Below are 17,472 nucleotides of genomic sequence, written 5' to 3' on the forward strand. Positions count from 1 at the left end.
ATGGCGTGCCTGCTGTCTTATATAGAATGCCTCGTGCCGGGAAATGATACTTATAGTGCAAAAGTAGCGATGCGCTTATGCGAATGGCTAGCCACAGATTTAAGGGGGAATCACTTTTGAGTAAGGTTGGAAGAAATGACTTATGCCCATGCGGAAGCGGGAAAAAATACAAAAGATGCTGCCTGGGTAAAGAAACGTCAGCGGTGGAGTCCATACTGCGGCTCGTAACAACGGAAGAGGCGGCAGCCCGCGAGGCTGTAGTGGCTGAACCAGAGGCGATGCCAGCGGCTCCAGAAGCGGTCGTCCGGCCTGAAAGCAAGCTTACGCTGACCAAGCTGAAAAAAATGGTAGCACGTGAGCTGAAATGGGAGCATCCGGCCCATGAACAGCTGGCATTGCAGCTGATTGAGAGCATGAGGGAGCAGTACGAGCGGGAACTGATTTTTGAAGCATTGGTTCTCTGGAACGGCTTCTCCCGCCAGACCAAACCTGCGGTGAAGAAATCAGGCTCGTTCTGCGCGGCCATTGAATATATATTATCCGAGGAATACGGCTTCACTCTGACCCAGACTGGGCTGGCCGAAAAGTATGAGGTTACCACGGCAACCATCTCCCGTAAGGTGAAGGAAATACTCAACTATATAGAGGAATACGGCATGGGCGGAGAATCGGATGAACTGCTCGTCCTTAACGGCCCGGGCACGCCCAGAGAAAAGTCGCAAATGCTGCTGCATAAATCCATGGAAGCCACCTCTGTGAAGCGGCGGATTCAGCTGGCGGAAGCGGCACTGGAGATTTATCCGGATAACTCCGATGCCTACCTGATCCTCGCCGAGGAGTCAGAGAATGAGCAGGAGGCACGGGCTTTGCTGAAAGCAGGGATCGCTGCCGGCGGACGTGAGCTGGGTGAGGATTTTTTTGCGAAGAATAAAGGCCATTTCTGGGGTCTTCATGAAACCCGTCCTTATATCCGTATATGCAAGAGCTATGCCGAATCCTGCTGGTTTGGCGGAAAAGCGGAAGAAGCGGCACAGACGCTGGAGCATATTCTGGAGCTTAATCCCGATGACAATACCGGAGCGCGTTATTTGCTGGCTGCGGTGTACCTCTACAGCAATCAGCTGAAAGAGGCGGAGCAGGTGCTTAAGAAATACGGCAAGGAGGATGCCGCTGCGGCTTTTGCCTATGACCGGATTGTCCTGGAGTATAAAAAGAACGGAATCACCTCCCAGCTCAAAATGCTCTACCGTGTAGCGCGCGGAGTGAACAAGCATGTGCCTGATTATTTACTGGGTGTGAAACGGCTGCCGCATAATCTTCCGGATTTTGTCGGCATGGGTGACTCCAATGAAGCGATTGAATACGTCATTATGCATTCCCGTTTATGGGCAAGTGTGCCGGATTTATTAAAATGGATGCTGAAGCAATAGAAATGTAGAGCTGCCGGGAAATCCCGGCAGCTTTTTTGTGTGTCCTAATACATAGGTTTTATCAACATAGTAGGACAAAAGTTTTATTATATAATATGCTGCAAAAAAATGGGGAAAAAGAGAAAAAAAACTGTTGACGAGCCTGAAGTAATTGGCTATATTTGTAATATATTAGAAAATGTTATCAGTTATCAGCGAAGAAGCAGAGGATACTGCATGTACTGCCGATGTTCCTTTTAGGGGGTGGTTAATTGAACTACACAACCACGATTCGCAGCGAGCTGGAAGATTTCATAGAACGGGAAGGCTTGAATCTCAGTCAACTGGGCAGGAAGGCAGGCCTGAATGCCGGCACCGTCAGCTCCATTCTGAAAGGAAACAGGATTATGGCGGTTGACCAGCTGGACAGGATGACTAAGGTTCTGAACCTGCCGGAAGGTTATTACTATGAGCAGTATATTCAGGAGTGTATCGTAGAGACTGTACCTAACTGGCGCAGGATCAGGCCGTTTCTTTTCCGCTGTGCGGAGCTGGACAGTCTGGATTGCATCCGCCGGTCAGTGCAGCTGCTGCTCGACAACTTGACTTATTCGCCGCTGCTGTTTGAAGTTGCAGAAGAGTTCCTCACTGCGGGCAAACATAAGGCTGCTATTATTCTCTATGAAAGCGTTGCCGCAAGTGAACGAAGGCAGCATTCGGAGCGTCTCGCCTTTTGCCAGTACCGGCTGTTTACGCTTCGCTTAGGTGATAATCAGGAGCGCAATCTTCAGGCAGCCATACAATTTGAACCTTTTGTGGACAGGCTGGATGAAACGGATCAACTCGATGCCTTGAGGGAGTTAGCTAATACATACAAGTCATTACAACGTTGGGATAAGGTTGACGAAATCGCAGAAGAACTGGGGAATAAAGCAAAAATACAGCTGCAGTTGCCCTCTAAGCTTGTACATAGGAGAGGGGAAGCGAAAAAGAAACTGAAAAGACCGCTCTTTGTCTATTTAACATTTTCATATCTTTTGCGCGGCGGTGTTTGTGATGCGAGAGGTGCTTATGAAGAAGCGCTTCAATATGCATATAAATATGCCGATTTAAGCTGGGTGAAGGACGAGGATGAAGAAACTCAGAAGTGGGTTAAGCTGTTTAAGGGTTGGGCCAAAGCAAATATTTTCGTCTATAAGCTCAGGATTGGGCACGAAAGTGTCATATCTGACTATGCAGAATTCATTGATCATAATGAGGATGAGTTGCTGATAGGGATCCATAATATAGCAAGTGCTGCTAATAAATTTGATTTTGATATAGATCCTATTCTTGAGAAGTATAAGTCACGAATTTTGGCCTATGCAACGCCGCAACCGGAATCCATAGGTATGTACACGCATCAGATTATAGCTGAAGAGTCTACACTATGCTTTTACGAATTAGCTTATTATTATTTATCCAGAAAGGCTTTCCCAGAAGGCTTTAAATACCTTCTTGCTGGTTTAGTGAAAGCTAATTTCATCAATAAAGATACACGTATTCTTTCATTTGTACGATTGTTTGAAAAATTCCGGGATTACGCAACTTTTGATATACAACGCAATTATCAAAATTTAATGAAAAGGGAGATTGGTAAACATGAAAAGAAAAGTGGCGGCATTGTTAGTGGCAAGTAGTTTGTTGTTGGCAGCTGTGGTTCCTGCAGTATCTGCAAGCAGTATTGTCCCTTCAGGTCTTCATGGTGGGTGCTAATTCTTACTAATTCATCCTTAGCTCAACTTTCAAGGACCAGCCCCCGGCTGGTCTTTTTCTTTTCACAATTCTTAATATTTATCTGAAAAAAATTTCACGTGGAGAAAGGCATAGTCTTTTACAATACTATAAAAAGGAGGGATAAAAGGTGAAAGAGTCAGAGATTCTCAAGCAAAGTATCGAACAAGCCCGGCACAACTTAAATAAGCTCGAAGAGAAATTTTACCTGGGCCATCCCGCCGTGCTCCATCAATCGATGGTACTCGACGAACTTATAAATGAATACAACCGGCATTACTTCAAGGAGTTAATGGGCACCCTGCACACCAATGAACCTGCGGGCGAGGGGCTATGGCCGGCTCAATCGCTGCGGCTGCGTTATATCTGAACGACTCCACTCTCAGAAGTATCATAGAGCAGTACCTGTACGTGGTTGCGGCAAAACGCTTGCACAACATTTGAATTGATCTCTGCCGCATCCGCATCCTCTTTTTGCGATTCCCCTGCTTTTATTCTGCCGAGTACTCCATCTTTCTTGAACGCTATACTTCCTCTAATGATATTAAACCTGACACCAAACTCATCATTAACCCCGGTTTTACCGATAATTAAGCTAATAAATGAAAGTTTACTGATAAAAATGTTTATTTAATTCGCTTTTTTCTGAAAAAAGCTGACATGGACACAGTTTTTTCACAGCTCGATGCAAAACGTTAAAGGGATAAAGAGTTTTTTTGCAGAAATAAGCAGAAATAAGTCGAAAGCATAGCAGTATACAGAAGAGAGTACTATCGGCTCATATTTATAAAAGGTGGGGAGCCCTATGGCACTAAGGAAAATCAAGGAAGAGATAAGCAAGAAAGGGCAGAAGCCTGAGCTGAAGGCAGTGGATGGGGCAGCCCTGCTTCCACCTGCGGACCGGTCTAAGGAGAACGCTAAGCCGCGCTCATGGAAGCCGTCGATTGGGGCAGTCCGTAATATGGGGATTCGCGGCAAGCTGTTTTTGTCCGTGATTTTGTCTGTTGTGGCTATTTTCGTTATTGTAGCGGTAGTTATTTATAGCAATGCCAAACAGATTATCGTGGATGATCTGCACAGTTCCCTTTCTTACGAGAAGGAGAAAATCAGTGTGAAGGTGGGTGAACTGCTTCAGCCCGCTTCAGACAGCGTGGAATTGCTGAATGCGAACGCCTATGTCCGCAACTTCATCGCACAGGTGGATTCTGCGGATACGGTCAAGACCACTGAGGGGTACAGCGAATTAATTCAGACGCTTAACCTGATTAAGGATAGCAACAAGAATCTGCTCAATGTATATATCGGCCTGGATGCGGTGAATAAGGTCATTACCCAGGATGAGTTCGAGCCTCCGGCAGACTTCAATATGAAGGAACGCGGCTGGTATGCTACCACGGTCCAGAACAACAAGCTGACGGTGACGGATCCCTACATTGATGCTGGTTCAGGGAAAATGGTTGTCAGTGTTACAGCGCCGATCCTGAATGACGCCGGCAAGCTGATCGGGGTGGCCGGGGCGGATATCTCAACGGAGCAGATTATCCAGGCGCTGAGCGCTTTTAATTACAACGGCAGCGGATTTGCCATATTGATCGATAAGACGGGGACGTTTATCTATCATCCCGACACTGATAATATCCTGCTGCAGAAAATGAGCGATCTTGGAGCAGACTGGAAGGCTGTCGGCGAAAAAATGGTTCAGTGGGGCGCGAATGTGATCCTGACGGATATCGACGGCAAAGCCAGCTATGTCTCCTATGCGCCAGCGGTGGACAAACAGTGGTCCGTTGCACTAATGGTTCCCCAGAAGAATGCTGAGAAGGAACTGCAGACGTTTAAGCTGATATTCTTCCTGTCGATTATTATTTCTGTTGTAGTGATGTTAGTACTGCTCTATTTGGTCTCGGGCAGTATTCTGAAGCAGATTCCCATTCTGACAGCAGCGTTCCAGAAAGCCATGATGGGGGATCTGTCAGCGCGGGCCAGTGTTACGGCGAAAGATGAAATTGGTGTGCTGGCGGAGGGGTTTAACGATATGATTTCTTCTCAGCAGAGATTGATACAGGACATTAAGCTGAGCTCACACAGTATCTCGGAGGCACTGGACAACACCGAGAAGAATGTATTTGTACTCGACGGGAGTATTTCGGAAATCTCGGCGATAACCGAGGAGTTGTCGGCCGGGATGCAGCAGACGGCAGCTACTATGCAGGAAATGAACGCCAGCACGAATGAAATCGAGTCTGCGATCAGCGGCATTGCCCGTAAAGCCCAGGAAGGCGCCGAGGCGGCCGGACAGATCAATGAACGTGCTGATAAGCTGAAGGAAGCTGCTATCCGGTCCAGGCAGCAAGCGGATGTGGTATACGGGCAGAGCGAGGAGAAGCTGCGTAGTGCGATAGAGCAGGCGGGGTCCATCTCACAGATCACGGCCTTGTCAGGCGCGATTCTTGAAATTGCCGCGCAGACCAATCTGCTGTCGCTTAATGCATCCATTGAAGCTGCCAGAGCGGGTGATGCAGGCCGGGGCTTCGCCGTTGTAGCTGAGGAGATCCGCAAGCTGGCTGAAACTTCACGCACGACTGTTACGGAGATCCAGGACGTAACCGAATCCGTTGTAAAGGCGGTCTCCAAGCTTGTTGAGGGTGCGGAGAGTATGCTGCGCTTTATGGACAGCCAAGTGCTGAAAGATTACGATTCCATGCAGGAGACCGGTCAGCGGTACAGTGAGGATGCCCGGTACATTGATGAGCTCGTGACGGATTTCAGTGCCACTTCCGAACAGCTTCTCGCCTCTATTCAGAGCATGCTGACAGCGATTGGAGAGACCAGCAGCGCTGCGAACGAAGGGGCAGAAGGGGCCAGCAGCATTGCTGTCCAGGCAGAGCAGATTATCGGTAAATCTGGTGAGATCGTGACGGAGATGGACGAGATTAAGAATAGCTCGGCACTGCTGCAGCAGGCCGTATCCAGATTTAAGGCATAAAGGTTCAAAGTATTTCGTAAGCCAGCTTTGCGGCCAAGGCGCAAAGCTGGTTTTTTATGGGATTACGTGAATACTTATGTTGTATGTTTGCCTGTTGAGTATTGCCTGGAGAGGACAGTTCTTGATAAAATGTCCTTGGAAGAGTATGTTACAAGAAGCGGAAATTATAGATAGAGACAGTGAGGCGAGGAATTGATGAGAGACGGCGAAGACCGGATCGTAGGAATGGAAGATATTGTGCGGGCACACCATGTGCTGCGGGAGGTAATCGTCCGTACGCCGCTTCAGCTGGATGCGGTGCTGTCAGCCAAGTATGACTGCAATGTATACTTGAAGCGCGAAGATTTGCAGATTGTCCGTTCCTTCAAGATTCGTGGCGCATACAATATGATTCGCAGCCTGCCTGCTGAAGATAGAGCCAAGGGTATTGTCTGCGCAAGTGCGGGGAACCATGCACAAGGGGTAGCTTACTCCTGCAAAGCGCTGGGGATTAAAGGGAAAGTCTATATGCCAAGCACGACACCGAACCAGAAGATCAAGCAGGTCCGGCGCTTTGGCGGTGAATTTGTGGAGGTTATTCTCAAGGGGGATACCTTTGATGATGCGTATGAAGAGGCCCTTCAGGCTTGCGTAGATCATAGCATGACCCTGATTCACCCGTTTGATGAACCGCGGATTATTGCCGGTAACGGAACGATTGCCATGGAGGTTATGGAGAGCCTGGACAAGCCGGCGGATTTTGTGTTTGTCACCATTGGCGGCGGCGGTCTGGCAGCAGGCGTAGCCACCTATGTGAAGACCGTAAGTCCTGCGACGAAGGTCATCGGTGTGGAGCCGACAGGGGCAGCTTCCATGAGTGAAGCCCTGCAATGCGGAGAAGTTGTAACCCTGGCGGAGATTAATAAATTTGTAGATGGGGCTGCCGTGAAGCGTGTCGGCGGATTAACCTATGATATTTGTGCCCGTCTTTTGGATGATGTGGTCAAAGTGCCGGAGGGCAAGGCGTGCACGACGATTCTGGAGCTGTACAATGAGAATGCAATTGTTGTTGAACCGGCAGGCTCGCTGCCTATTGCGGCACTCGACATGTACCGGGATCAAATCCGCGGCAAAACAGTGGTCTGTATCGTCAGCGGCGGCAACAATGATATTGACCGGATGCAGGAAATTAAGGAGCGTTCGCTCATTTATGAAGGACTCAAGCATTACTTCATGATCAACTTCCCGCAGCGTGCCGGTGCGCTGAAGGAGTTCCTGGCCGAAGTGCTCGGACCTGATGATGACATTACCCGTTTTGAATATACCAAGAAGAATGATAAAGAGAACGGGCCGGCGCTTGTCGGGATTGAGCTGTTCCAGCGGGAAGATTATGAGCCGCTTATCGAACGGATGAAGCAGAAGGGCGTCGATTATACGGAGATTAACAAGGAACCTAATTTATTTAATATGCTGATCTAAAAAAAAGGCCCGTCTCGGAGAAATTCCGGGGCGGGCCTTTCTGTGTATGCTAAGTCAGTGGGACCTCTTCCTTCAAATACTTCTCTACGCTGGCATCCTGCTTATAGCCGTTCTCTTTTAGCAGCTTCATCAGGCCGTCAAGCTTCTGCAGGAACGGGCTGTTGCCATTATCTTTAGCCAGAATACTGGTGTAGGCCTTCTGTGCCTCCAAATCCATTTCCAGATTGTCATAATGGAAGAGCGGCGTATTGTTCTGTCCGTAAAAGGTATTGGTGACATACACCCGATACAGTGTCTTGACCGCTGTGATCCGGTTAGACTTGGGATAGTGCTGGACGAACTGCTCCTGGTTCAACGCTCTGGCGGCAACCTCGGACCAGCCGATGACCAGTCCGTTATCCTTGGAAGAAGGCAGATCCGACTCCGTAGCCATAATCGTTATATAATCGCGGATGTCACTCATCACGTACACTTTATATTTGCGGTAGGCGGCGTAATCAATGACCGGGAAAAAGGAGCCCTCGGCCGTCTCCAGCTTATACCCGCTCTCCCCGGCAGTTTTCAGTAAGGTGCGCAGGGCAGCGTCCTCTGTACTCTCAGCCAGCTTAGCCATGCTGATCCCTGCTTTGTAAACGGAGGTAAGCTTCCGCTGTACAGAGCTGCCGCTGAATCTGCTCTCCCAGACAGGAAGTGCCGCCTTGTGGAGATTCTCGAGCTTCAGGATCAGAACAGTAGCCTGGTAAGGGCTGACTGCATAGATATTGCTGTTCAAATATTGGATGGCCTGCGGAAGCCTGGCGGAGTCTGCCAGAAGCGGCAAAGCAGCTTTATATACCGCCTGGGCATGGCTGCTGGTACCGGCCGCAGTAGTAAGAGTCTTCCCGGCTCCGGCAGAGGTGTCAGCAGCCGTCCCTTCGGCATGAACGGTTACGCCGGCTCCTTGCAGTCCAAGCGTGAGGGCCAGTGCAGTGATTAGAATACTGTGCTTCTTCATGGAAGTTTCCCCCTGTGTTGTCGGAAGTAGAATAATAAACTTAGGATTTGAAAAATATAAATTTCAGTCCGAGCCCGCCGGCCAGACTTATAATCAGGCTTACCCAGGGTGAGATCGTAATCACCGGGAACAGATTATCGAGGAATATCCCGGCAAAAATCACAACGACAGCCACTGCGACATAGATACCGAGTGCCTTAATATCGAAAGTCTTGGCTTTCGGCGCATCATTCTCTGACAGTGAAGACATCCATCTCACCAGCAGCTCCATAAGCACGATGGAACCCAAGCCTACGACGATCAGTGTAAATACACTAACCTTGCCGAACATATCTGCCGAACCGCCGCTCCACTCCATAAAGAGCCCGGCAATGGCCATTACGCCGAAAAATAGGGTCAGCGCCGTCCACGCAATCATCAGGTAATAGTTCAGTTTGCTGCGTTCAGGCCGCGCTGGAACGCTGTCCATAATATCCTTGAAATAATCCTCCGGATGCTCACCGAAGATTTGCTTGGCGTTTCTGCCTTTGCCCTGTCCCTGCAGCAGCAGTGCCGCCGCTTCCAGCAGCAGCTTCTCCGCACGTACCGGGTCTACCCGGCTTGCCCGCATAGCCAGAATCATATCTTCAAAGTAGGAACGGTTAAACGGGGTCATTTGTTCACGCAAGGCGTTGTTTTCTTTAATCATGGCTTTGACTTTCATAGTATGGATGTAAACCTCCAATAGTGGTTAATCGAGTTAGCCTTTAACCTAGAGTATACGTTTGCGCGGCGGTTGTGTGCAAGGACAACCCTTTCGCTTTGCCATGAATAATCTATTTTGGAAGAGTGAACACTGAAATTGTGATTAGCTTCACAAATATAGCTTAGGAAGGGCAGGTAGCGTTATGGGACATGAGAAGAAAGAAGAGGTAGGTAAATTCATGGGTGACGGCTTCGCACCTGCAGAGACAAACCAAGTGGGAGATTGGGGCAATTCTGACGGCTTCAGTCTGTGGGATTCTGCAGGACAAGATTCGGAGACCGGCTTCGAGGACTGGGAAGGCCGCCAGGAAACCCACGATATGTTTCACAACAGCTACGATTGAGTGAAGTTATGAGAAGGTCCGGCCTCTTTTGCTCCCAAGGAGCAGAAGAGGCTTATTCATGTTCACATTTAGGTGTGTGGATATTGACAATAAGAGCGTAAAACGTATAATAAAGATATTAATCATACTAAAGTAATCGGAATTATAATACTTTGAAATAGCATTACTTTTAGAGGGGGATACAGCAATGGAGCGGAATATTGTAATCCGGCATAACCAGGAAGAACTTACAGCGAGCATACACTATCCATCACGGGAAAAGGGAACCTCCGGACGATGCAAGGACCGGGTGCCTCTGGCGGTCATCTGCCACGGGTTCGTGGGTAACCGGATCGGTGTTGACCGGATTTTTGTTAAGGCTGCGCGTGAGCTGGCCCAGGACGGATATATGGTAATCCGCTTCGACTATGCAGGCTGCGGTGAGAGCAGCGGCAATTACGGCAGTGAGGACATGGAATCGATGATTGCCCAGACCCGGGCAGTCCTGGACTACGGCATCGGCTCAGCGGATGTCGATCCGCAGCGCGTCACCCTGATCGGTCACAGCCTCGGGGGAGCAGTAGCGCTTCTGACAGCCGTCCGTGACCGCCGGGTTAAGAACCTTGTGCTGTGGGCGGCGGTTGGCTATCCGTTCAATGATATTGTGAAGATCGTGGGCAGAGAGGCCTATGACCGGTCTGTCAAAGCCGGCTCTGCCGATTATGCGGGCTATTCCTTTACTCCGGTGTATTTCAACTCCCTTGCGGCGTTCCAGCCTTTTCAGGAGGCCGGCAAATTCAGCGGCGATGTGCTGGTCATTCATGGCACCTCCGATGATGTGATTCCAGTCGATTATGCGTTCCTATACCAGAAGCTGTTCTGGACACGCCCCGAAGGGCGCTGCGACAAAGAAATCATCTTCCAGGGAGATCATACCTTCTCATCCGGACCGGCGCAGGAACAGGTACTGAAACGGACCAAGGACTGGATGAACCAGCAGGAGCATTTACAGCAGGAATGGCAGAACTGGATGATATAACATCCCCGGTATTAAGGTGGCGTCAGCTATAGCAGCCAGCCCCTCTGCCAGAGAAGCTCACTCGCAATCACCGGTAAATAGGGTTAAAATAAAGGGGCAGACCATATACTGGGTTATGGAGGAGGTTGGCTCCCTATGAAATTACCGGCATTTTTTATCGCGCATGGCTCTCCGGTCCTCGCGCTCGAGGATAACGAATATACCCGTTTCCTGGAGCGCCTTGGTCAGGATCTGGGGACGCCCCGGGGCATCGTTGTTTTCTCTGCACACTGGGACAGTCCCGAACAGCTGATTACGGTAGATGCACAGCACGAAACGCAGCATGATTTCTATGGATTTCCGGAAGAAATGTACTCCCTGACCTACCCGGCACCTGGCGATCCAGCGCTTAGCAGCCGGATTTCCGAGCTTTTTAACCAGAGCAATCTCCCGCACCAGCCTGTTCTGGGCCGTGGTCTGGATCATGGCGTTTGGGTCATTCTTAAGAAGATGTTCCCTCAGGCCGACATTCCGGTTGTGGCATTATCAGTGGATTCTCTACGCTCGCCTGAGGAACAGTATACGATCGGGCGGATGCTGGCTCCGCTGCGTGAAGAAGGGATTCTGCTGCTCGGCAGCGGCGGACTCGTACACAATCTGCGCATGCTGAAGCAGGATGATCAGCCCGAATCCTGGGCTCAGGAGTTCGACGCCTGGATCGCCAAAGGACTCGAAAGCTGGGATCTGCCTTCCTTGTTCGCTTATGAGAAGAAGGCGCCGCATGTGCGGGATGCCGTCCCCTCTTATGGAAGAGAGCATTTTGTTCCGCTGTTTTACATTATGGGCACTGCCGATGCCGGCAGGCAGGCGCAGCTGATGATTCAAGCTTACCAGTACGGCACGCTTAGTCTTAATTGTTGGATGGTCGATTAGCATAAATACAATAACCTGAGGATACAGCCGATAAAAAGGCTGTATCCTTTTTATTTGCAGGCTCAAGACAAATAGGCCATGCTGTGATTAAATGGAAGAAACAATTAGGAGGAACAAAACCTGATGCCCCTGAACCGCTATCCTTTCCGGCTGATATCCGGTATTCTGCTTGCTGTCCTGCTGCTCTCCGCCTGCGGGTCAGAGAACCCGGCGCCAGAGTCCGCTCCGACGGCCGTGCCTACCTTGTCTCCGCTCCCAAGCACAATACCGGAGCCTTCACCTACTGCTGAACCGGCAGCACAGCAGGTGTCCGGACTAACCGGCCTTCCCGTGCAGGAGGGCAGTCTGCCGCGTCCGCTCGCCGTCATGATCAACAACGCGCCAGCCGCCCGTCCGCAGTCCGGGGTAAGCGAGGCCGACATCCTGTATGAAGTGCTGGCCGAAGGCGGGATCACCCGGATCATCGGGATATTCCAAAGCCATACAGGAGTGGTCAAAATCGGTCCGATCCGCAGCATCCGCCCTTATCTGATTGATCTCGGCGAGAGCTATGGCGGGGTAACAGTGCATGCCGGTGGCAGTCCGGCAGCTTATGCCATCCTCCAGCGGCAGAAGAAGGAGGATATGGACGAGATCGGCAAGGCCGGTGCTTATTTCTGGCGGGACAAGGAACGCAAAGCGCCGCATAATTTGTACAGCAACGCAGCGAAGCTGCGTGAAGGAGCTGCGAAGCTGGGCTATGCCGAGAGTGTAGAGGTTCCGGGTTACCAGTTCACCGATCCCGACTTCCTGCCGACTGAGGGAGAAGCCGCAGCGGAGCTGAACGTTAATTTTTTGCTCAAAAGCTATACAGTAGGCTATAAATATGATGCGCAGCGCCGAACCTATCTCCGCTCGGTCAACGGTAAGCCGCATCTGGATCTGAATAATAATAGTCCGGTGGAGGCTGCCAATGTCATGGTGATCGGAGCGGATCATAAGGTGCTTGACGATGTAGGCAGACTTCAGGTCGATGTGGAGCTGGGCGGAGAGGCGCTGCTCTTCCAGCGCGGAACAGTCCTGAAGGGCAAATGGGCGCGCAATCCGGGAGATATCATCCGCTTTGTAAAGGCAGACGGCACGGAAGCGCTGATGTACCCCGGGGTGACCCATATACTGATCGTACCGAACAGCCCTTCCTTCAGCAGTCATGTGGAGTATCCGGTTTTGCCAAGCCAGGGCTGATTTTGTCCGGAAAAAAGCGGGTTCAGAGAATGAATTTGTCCATTCCGGGGAATTGTTAATATAGTGTAAAAAAGTTCGGTTCTTTTACTTCTATCCCTTCGGCTGATATGTTAAGATAACAAAGGTTGTCATTCATTTTCAGGCTGCTTACATTTGGAAGACATTCCGTTTTCACGGCAATATTATGTAAAGGGGTTTAAACTAATGAAGTTGAAAAAAAAGGATATTTTCTTTGAGACGCTGGAAAATATGGCGGATACCATTGTTCAGGCGGCAGATTACTTCGCTCAGAATATTACCAGTCTCCGGGATAATGTCGATAATTTCGCTGCGGTGATGAAGAAGTACGAAAACCAATGCGATACCTACACGCACACTGTCATCAAGGAATTGAACAAAACGTTCATCACTCCGCTTGAGCGTGACGACATTATGGATTTGATCACCAGCATGGATGATGTTATGGATGGTCTGGAGGCTTCAGCTTCACGGTTCTATATGTATAACCTGCTGGACGCGGATGAATATATTGTGCAGTTCGCGGAAATCCTCCGCCAGTCTGCCTATGAAATTCAAAAAGCGGTCCATCTGCTCTCCCAGAAAAAGCTGCTCGCGATTCGTGAATATACGATCCGTCTGAATGATCTGGAGAATCAGGGTGACGAGGTACTTCGTATCTGCACCAAAAACCTGTTCGAAACCGTTACAGATCCTATCGAGCTGATTAAGCGCAAAGAGCTTTACGAGCGGTTGGAAACGACCACTGATAAATGTGAAGACGTAGCCAACATGCTGGAATCGATCATCATGCGCAATTCATAAGGGGCTCTAAGATATGGAAACATCATTATTAATGCTCAGTTTTGTTATATTTCTCGCGCTAGCGTTCGATTTCATCAATGGTTTCCATGATACGGCCAACGCCATCGCCACTTCTGTTTCGACACGTGCGCTGAAGCCGCGCACCGCCATTATTATGGCAGCGCTGATGAACTTCATCGGGGCGCTGATGTTTACAGGCGTAGCCAAGAAAATCGGCGGCAGTATCACCGACCCGACGCTGCTTACTAACGGTATAGACATTGTAGCTGCGACCCTGATTGCCGCTATCATCTGGAACCTGATCACCTGGTGGCTCGGTATTCCGTCCTCCTCCTCCCATGCCCTGATCGGTGCTTTGGCCGGTGCGGTCTATATCGGAGCCGGTTCGGACCACATCAAGTGGAGCGGGTTCATCGAGATCGTTGAGGGGCTGGTATTCTCCCCGCTGATCGCCTTTGTGATCGGTTATATCATCATGACGATCCTCAAGTGGGTGTTTGCCAAACGCAGTCCGCATACAGTGAACAAAGGCTTCCGTTCGATGCAGGTACTGACGGCAGCGCTGCAGTCCTTTACACATGGTACCAATGATGCCCAGAAGGCCATGGGGATTATCACCTTTGCGCTGGTAACCTCGGGACATCTGGAGTCAATGGAAGTTCCGCTGTGGGTTAAAATCGCCGCCGCAACTTCTATGGCCCTCGGGACCTCGATTGGCGGATGGAAGATCATTAAAACGATGGGCACCAAGATATTCAAGATTGAACCGATCAACGGTTTTGCCGCAGATATCTCTGCTGCATCGGTCATTTTCTCAGCTACCCTGCTGCATTTGCCTGTAAGCTCCACGCATGCCATTACATCGGCCATTCTCGGTGTAGGTTCAGCCAAGCGGTTCTCTGCTGTGAAATGGGGAGTAGCCGGCCGGATTATCATTACCTGGTTTATTACCATTCCAATCAGCGCAGTGCTGGCAGGAATCATCTTTAAGATTTTCTTCTAGAGCATCGTAACTAAGATGTTAGAGGCCAAGGACGGCTGCTGACATCTTTTTTTGTTGTATAACAGGAATTCCATAGATTGGGCTGAGGACACCGAAAGGTGTCTTTTTTGCTTATTTACAAGAGAGAAACGTCACTAAAAGTTACATGTATTTGATAAAAAACATTAATTGGGGCAAAAAGAAAATGAAATACATCACTTTCTGAAAAGAAAATGACATGTTTTTTTGAAAAACAGAGTAGGATTATATAGTTTTCGGTAGTCTCTACAGTAAGGTGTGTTTTAAGTGTTACCATAGCTGACAGAGAGCAGCTTAAGAAAGCTTATAACTAGAAGTGTGTAAAGGAGGCCTGTCGTTGATCGACTTTCATCAGGTAGAGAAACATTACGGACAATTTCATGTGCTGAAAACCATCGACCTTCATGTACAGGAAGGGGAAGTGGTTGTCGTAGTCGGCCCTTCCGGGTCCGGCAAAAGCACCATGCTGCGCTGCATCAACCGGCTGGAGACGATAACCAGCGGCGGACTGACTGTTGATGGAATAACGGTTAATGAGCGCAAAACAGATATCAACAAGCTGCGCAAGGAGATCGGAATGGTGTTTCAGCATTTCAATCTGTATCCGCACAAAAAGGTGATCGACAATATTACATTGGCACCAATCAAGGTGCTGGGACTAAGCAAGACAGAAGCAGAAAAGACAGCGATGTATTATCTGGAAAAGGTCGGCATTGCTGATAAAGCCCATGCTTATCCTTCCCAGCTGTCCGGCGGGCAGCAGCAGCGTGTAGCTATAGCCCGGGGGCTTGCGATGAAGCCGAAGATTATGCTGTTCGACGAACCGACCTCGGCGCTTGATCCGGAGATGGTCGGCGAGGTGCTCGATGTCATGCGTACGCTGGCTAATGAAGGTATGACCATGGTAGTGGTTACTCATGAGATGGGCTTTGCCAAAGAGGTGGCCGACCGGGTCATCTTCATGGATCAGGGACAAATCGTGGAAGAAGCCGAGCCGGCGCAATTCTTCGCCAGTCCAAAGGAAGAACGGACCCGGACGTTTCTCAGCCGTGTACTAAGTCATTAACCAAATATATAGATTATAAGGAGGAAGAGAAATGAAGATACTTAAAAGCTTCAAATGGTTAAGTGTGCTGATGGTCGCTGCATTATTCGTCATTGCAGGGTGCGGAAATAACAATAATGCCGGGAATAATTCCGCAGCCAGCGGCGGCAATACCGCCGGGGAAGCGGCGGATTCTGCTGCGATCGCTAAGATTAAGGAACGCGGCAAGCTGCTGGTTGGAGTTAAATATGACACCAGATTGTTCGGACTGAAGGATCCTGCCTCCGGCAATGTTGAAGGCTTCGATATCGATATCTCCAAAGCCATTGCCAAACACATTCTGGGTGACGAAAATGCAATTGAGCTGAAGGAAGTCACCTCCAAGACACGTATTCCGATGCTGAATAACGGTGAGATCGATATGGTTGTCGCTACGATGACAATTACCGAGGAACGCAAGAAGGAAGTGGATTTCTCCGACGTGTATTTCCAGGCCGGACAATCGCTGCTCGTGAAGAAAGGCAGCCCGATTACCGGACTTGAAAGTGTAACCAAGGATACCAAGATCCTTGGCTCCAAGGGTGCCACTTCGATCAAGAACATTAAAGAGAAGGTTCCGGGTGTAACGGTACTGGAATTCGATAACTATCAGGATGCTTTCGCAGCCCTGAAGGCAGGTCAAGGGGATGCGCTGACAACCGACGATGCGATTCTGTACGGTATGGCTTCCCAGGATGACGGTTATGAAGTTGTAGGTAAACCGTTCACTGATGAGCCGTACGGCATTGCCGTACAAAAAGGCAACACGGATGTGGTTAAGGCCATTAATGATACACTGGCTGAACTGAAAGCAAACGGCGAATACGATGCCATCTATACCAAATGGATCGGTAAAGCTCCAGCGAAATAAGTGAGAACAGGTCTTGCCCTTATAAGGATTCCAGAAACGGTACCCGGCCCTGTAGAGGACCGGCTCTGCCGTTTCTTCTTGTAAACAGACAGGGCAGGGTAGGAACAAAGTAAGTAAGTCCAACTAATTATCTTGTAGGCAAGGGTAGGTGAGAACGATGGATTTTTCGATATTAACCGGTTATTTCGATCTTTATCTGGAGGGCTTCTGGGGCACGATTCTGTCCAGTGTGCTGGCGCTGATCGGCAGCTTCCTGATCGGAGCGGTAATCGCGGTGTTCCGTATCACCACGGTGAAGGCACTGCGCTGGTTCGGAACGGGATACGTCGAGTTCGTCCGTAATATTCCGCTGCTGCTCGTTGTGTATATTTTCTATTACGGCCCGTCGGCACTGGGTTTTCCGCTCGACGGCTTCAAGGCAGGAACGATAGGTCTGGCCGTGTACACCTCAGCATTTATTGCTGAAGCGATCCGTGCAGGAATTATGGCTGTGCCCAAAGGCCAGATGGAGGCGGCACGTTCGTCCGGACTCAGCTATATCCAAACGATGATGCATGTGATTTTGCCGCAGGCCATTAAGCTGGTCATTCCGCCGCTCGGGAACCAGTTCATTAACCTGATCAAGAACTCTTCCGTGCTGACCATTGTTGCCGGGATGGACCTGATGTATTTCGCAGACAGCATCTCTACAGAGACCTATCGCACATTCGATACTTATATTTTTGTGGCGGTATTCTATCTGGTGCTGACACTGCCGCTCAGTTATGGTATCCGGGTGTGGGAACGCAGACTGCAGCGGAAGTACTAAAGAG

General features: G+C 49.7%; 16 protein-coding genes. 14 read left to right on the forward strand and 2 right to left on the reverse strand.

The genetic code is table 11. The annotated features are described in order from the left end of the window. Positions 1-116 precede the first annotated feature (116 nt). The 5 genes from QU597_RS03140 to ilvA all read left to right on the forward strand — a co-directional run bounded on the left by QU597_RS03140 (position 117) and on the right by ilvA (position 7,626). Positions 117-1,430 (forward strand): tetratricopeptide repeat protein, encoded by a 1,314-nt coding sequence (locus QU597_RS03140; RefSeq protein WP_310831326.1) that lies wholly within the window; start codon positions 117-119, stop codon positions 1,428-1,430. Between the two features lie 251 nt (positions 1,431-1,681). Further along, positions 1,682-3,088 (forward strand): helix-turn-helix transcriptional regulator, encoded by a 1,407-nt coding sequence (locus QU597_RS03145; RefSeq protein WP_310831327.1) that lies wholly within the window; start codon positions 1,682-1,684, stop codon positions 3,086-3,088. 224 nt (positions 3,089-3,312) lie between these two features. Beyond that, positions 3,313-3,552, forward strand: a complete 240-nt coding sequence (locus tag QU597_RS03150) for a Spo0E family sporulation regulatory protein-aspartic acid phosphatase (protein WP_310831328.1) — start codon at positions 3,313-3,315, stop codon at positions 3,550-3,552. 435 nt (positions 3,553-3,987) lie between these two features. Continuing rightward, positions 3,988-6,168, forward strand: coding sequence for a methyl-accepting chemotaxis protein (locus tag QU597_RS03155; protein WP_310831329.1), 2,181 nt, complete (start codon positions 3,988-3,990; stop codon positions 6,166-6,168). Positions 6,169-6,363: 195 nt separating this feature from the next. Beyond that, entirely contained in the window at positions 6,364-7,626 is a 1,263-nt protein-coding gene (gene ilvA / locus QU597_RS03160) for a threonine ammonia-lyase IlvA (RefSeq protein ID WP_206103109.1), read from the forward strand. Positions 7,627-7,675: 49 nt separating this feature from the next. On the opposite strand, the gene QU597_RS03165 is transcribed toward ilvA, so the two are convergent. Together QU597_RS03165 and QU597_RS03170 are read right to left on the reverse strand one after the other, a co-directional pair. Continuing rightward, positions 7,676-8,620, reverse strand: coding sequence for a hypothetical protein (locus QU597_RS03165; RefSeq protein ID WP_310831330.1), 945 nt, complete (start codon positions 8,618-8,620; stop codon positions 7,676-7,678). A gap of 40 nt (positions 8,621-8,660) precedes the next feature. Further along, entirely contained in the window at positions 8,661-9,323 is a 663-nt protein-coding gene (locus QU597_RS03170; protein WP_310831331.1) for a DUF1129 family protein, read from the reverse strand. A gap of 184 nt (positions 9,324-9,507) precedes the next feature. Here QU597_RS03170 and QU597_RS03175 point away from each other — a divergent pair, with 184 nt between their 5' ends. From QU597_RS03175 to QU597_RS03215, 9 genes are all read left to right on the forward strand, one after another. Then, a complete protein-coding gene (locus tag QU597_RS03175) occupies positions 9,508-9,708 on the forward strand; it encodes a hypothetical protein (protein WP_310831332.1) in 201 nt (66 codons plus the stop codon). A 187-nt stretch (positions 9,709-9,895) separates the two neighbouring features. Continuing rightward, positions 9,896-10,726, forward strand: coding sequence for an alpha/beta hydrolase (locus tag QU597_RS03180; protein ID WP_236337186.1), 831 nt, complete (start codon positions 9,896-9,898; stop codon positions 10,724-10,726). A 135-nt stretch (positions 10,727-10,861) separates the two neighbouring features. Beyond that, on the forward strand, positions 10,862-11,638 hold the full coding sequence (locus QU597_RS03185; RefSeq protein ID WP_236337185.1) for a DODA-type extradiol aromatic ring-opening family dioxygenase: 777 nt from the start codon (positions 10,862-10,864) through the stop codon (positions 11,636-11,638). A gap of 123 nt (positions 11,639-11,761) precedes the next feature. Beyond that, complete coding sequence (locus QU597_RS03190; RefSeq protein ID WP_310831334.1) at positions 11,762-12,862, forward strand: DUF3048 domain-containing protein; 1,101 nt, start codon at positions 11,762-11,764, stop codon at positions 12,860-12,862. A 204-nt stretch (positions 12,863-13,066) separates the two neighbouring features. Further along, a complete protein-coding gene (locus tag QU597_RS03195; RefSeq protein ID WP_236337180.1) occupies positions 13,067-13,684 on the forward strand; it encodes a DUF47 domain-containing protein in 618 nt (205 codons plus the stop codon). 13 nt (positions 13,685-13,697) lie between these two features. Next, entirely contained in the window at positions 13,698-14,687 is a 990-nt protein-coding gene (locus QU597_RS03200; RefSeq protein WP_310831335.1) for an inorganic phosphate transporter, read from the forward strand. A 355-nt stretch (positions 14,688-15,042) separates the two neighbouring features. Next, complete coding sequence (locus QU597_RS03205) at positions 15,043-15,771, forward strand: amino acid ABC transporter ATP-binding protein (protein WP_310831336.1); 729 nt, start codon at positions 15,043-15,045, stop codon at positions 15,769-15,771. A gap of 37 nt (positions 15,772-15,808) precedes the next feature. Next, on the forward strand, positions 15,809-16,660 hold the full coding sequence (locus QU597_RS03210) for a glutamate ABC transporter substrate-binding protein (RefSeq protein ID WP_310833214.1): 852 nt from the start codon (positions 15,809-15,811) through the stop codon (positions 16,658-16,660). Positions 16,661-16,817: 157 nt separating this feature from the next. Continuing rightward, the gene (locus tag QU597_RS03215; RefSeq protein ID WP_310831337.1) at positions 16,818-17,468 is read left to right on the forward strand and encodes an amino acid ABC transporter permease; all 651 of its coding nucleotides are present in this window, start codon (positions 16,818-16,820) and stop codon (positions 17,466-17,468) included. Positions 17,469-17,472 lie beyond the last annotated feature (4 nt).

Origin of the sequence: Paenibacillus pedocola (genome assembly GCF_031599675.1) — a bacterium.
Lineage (GTDB): Bacteria > Bacillota > Bacilli > Paenibacillales > Paenibacillaceae > Paenibacillus_AQ > Paenibacillus_AQ pedocola.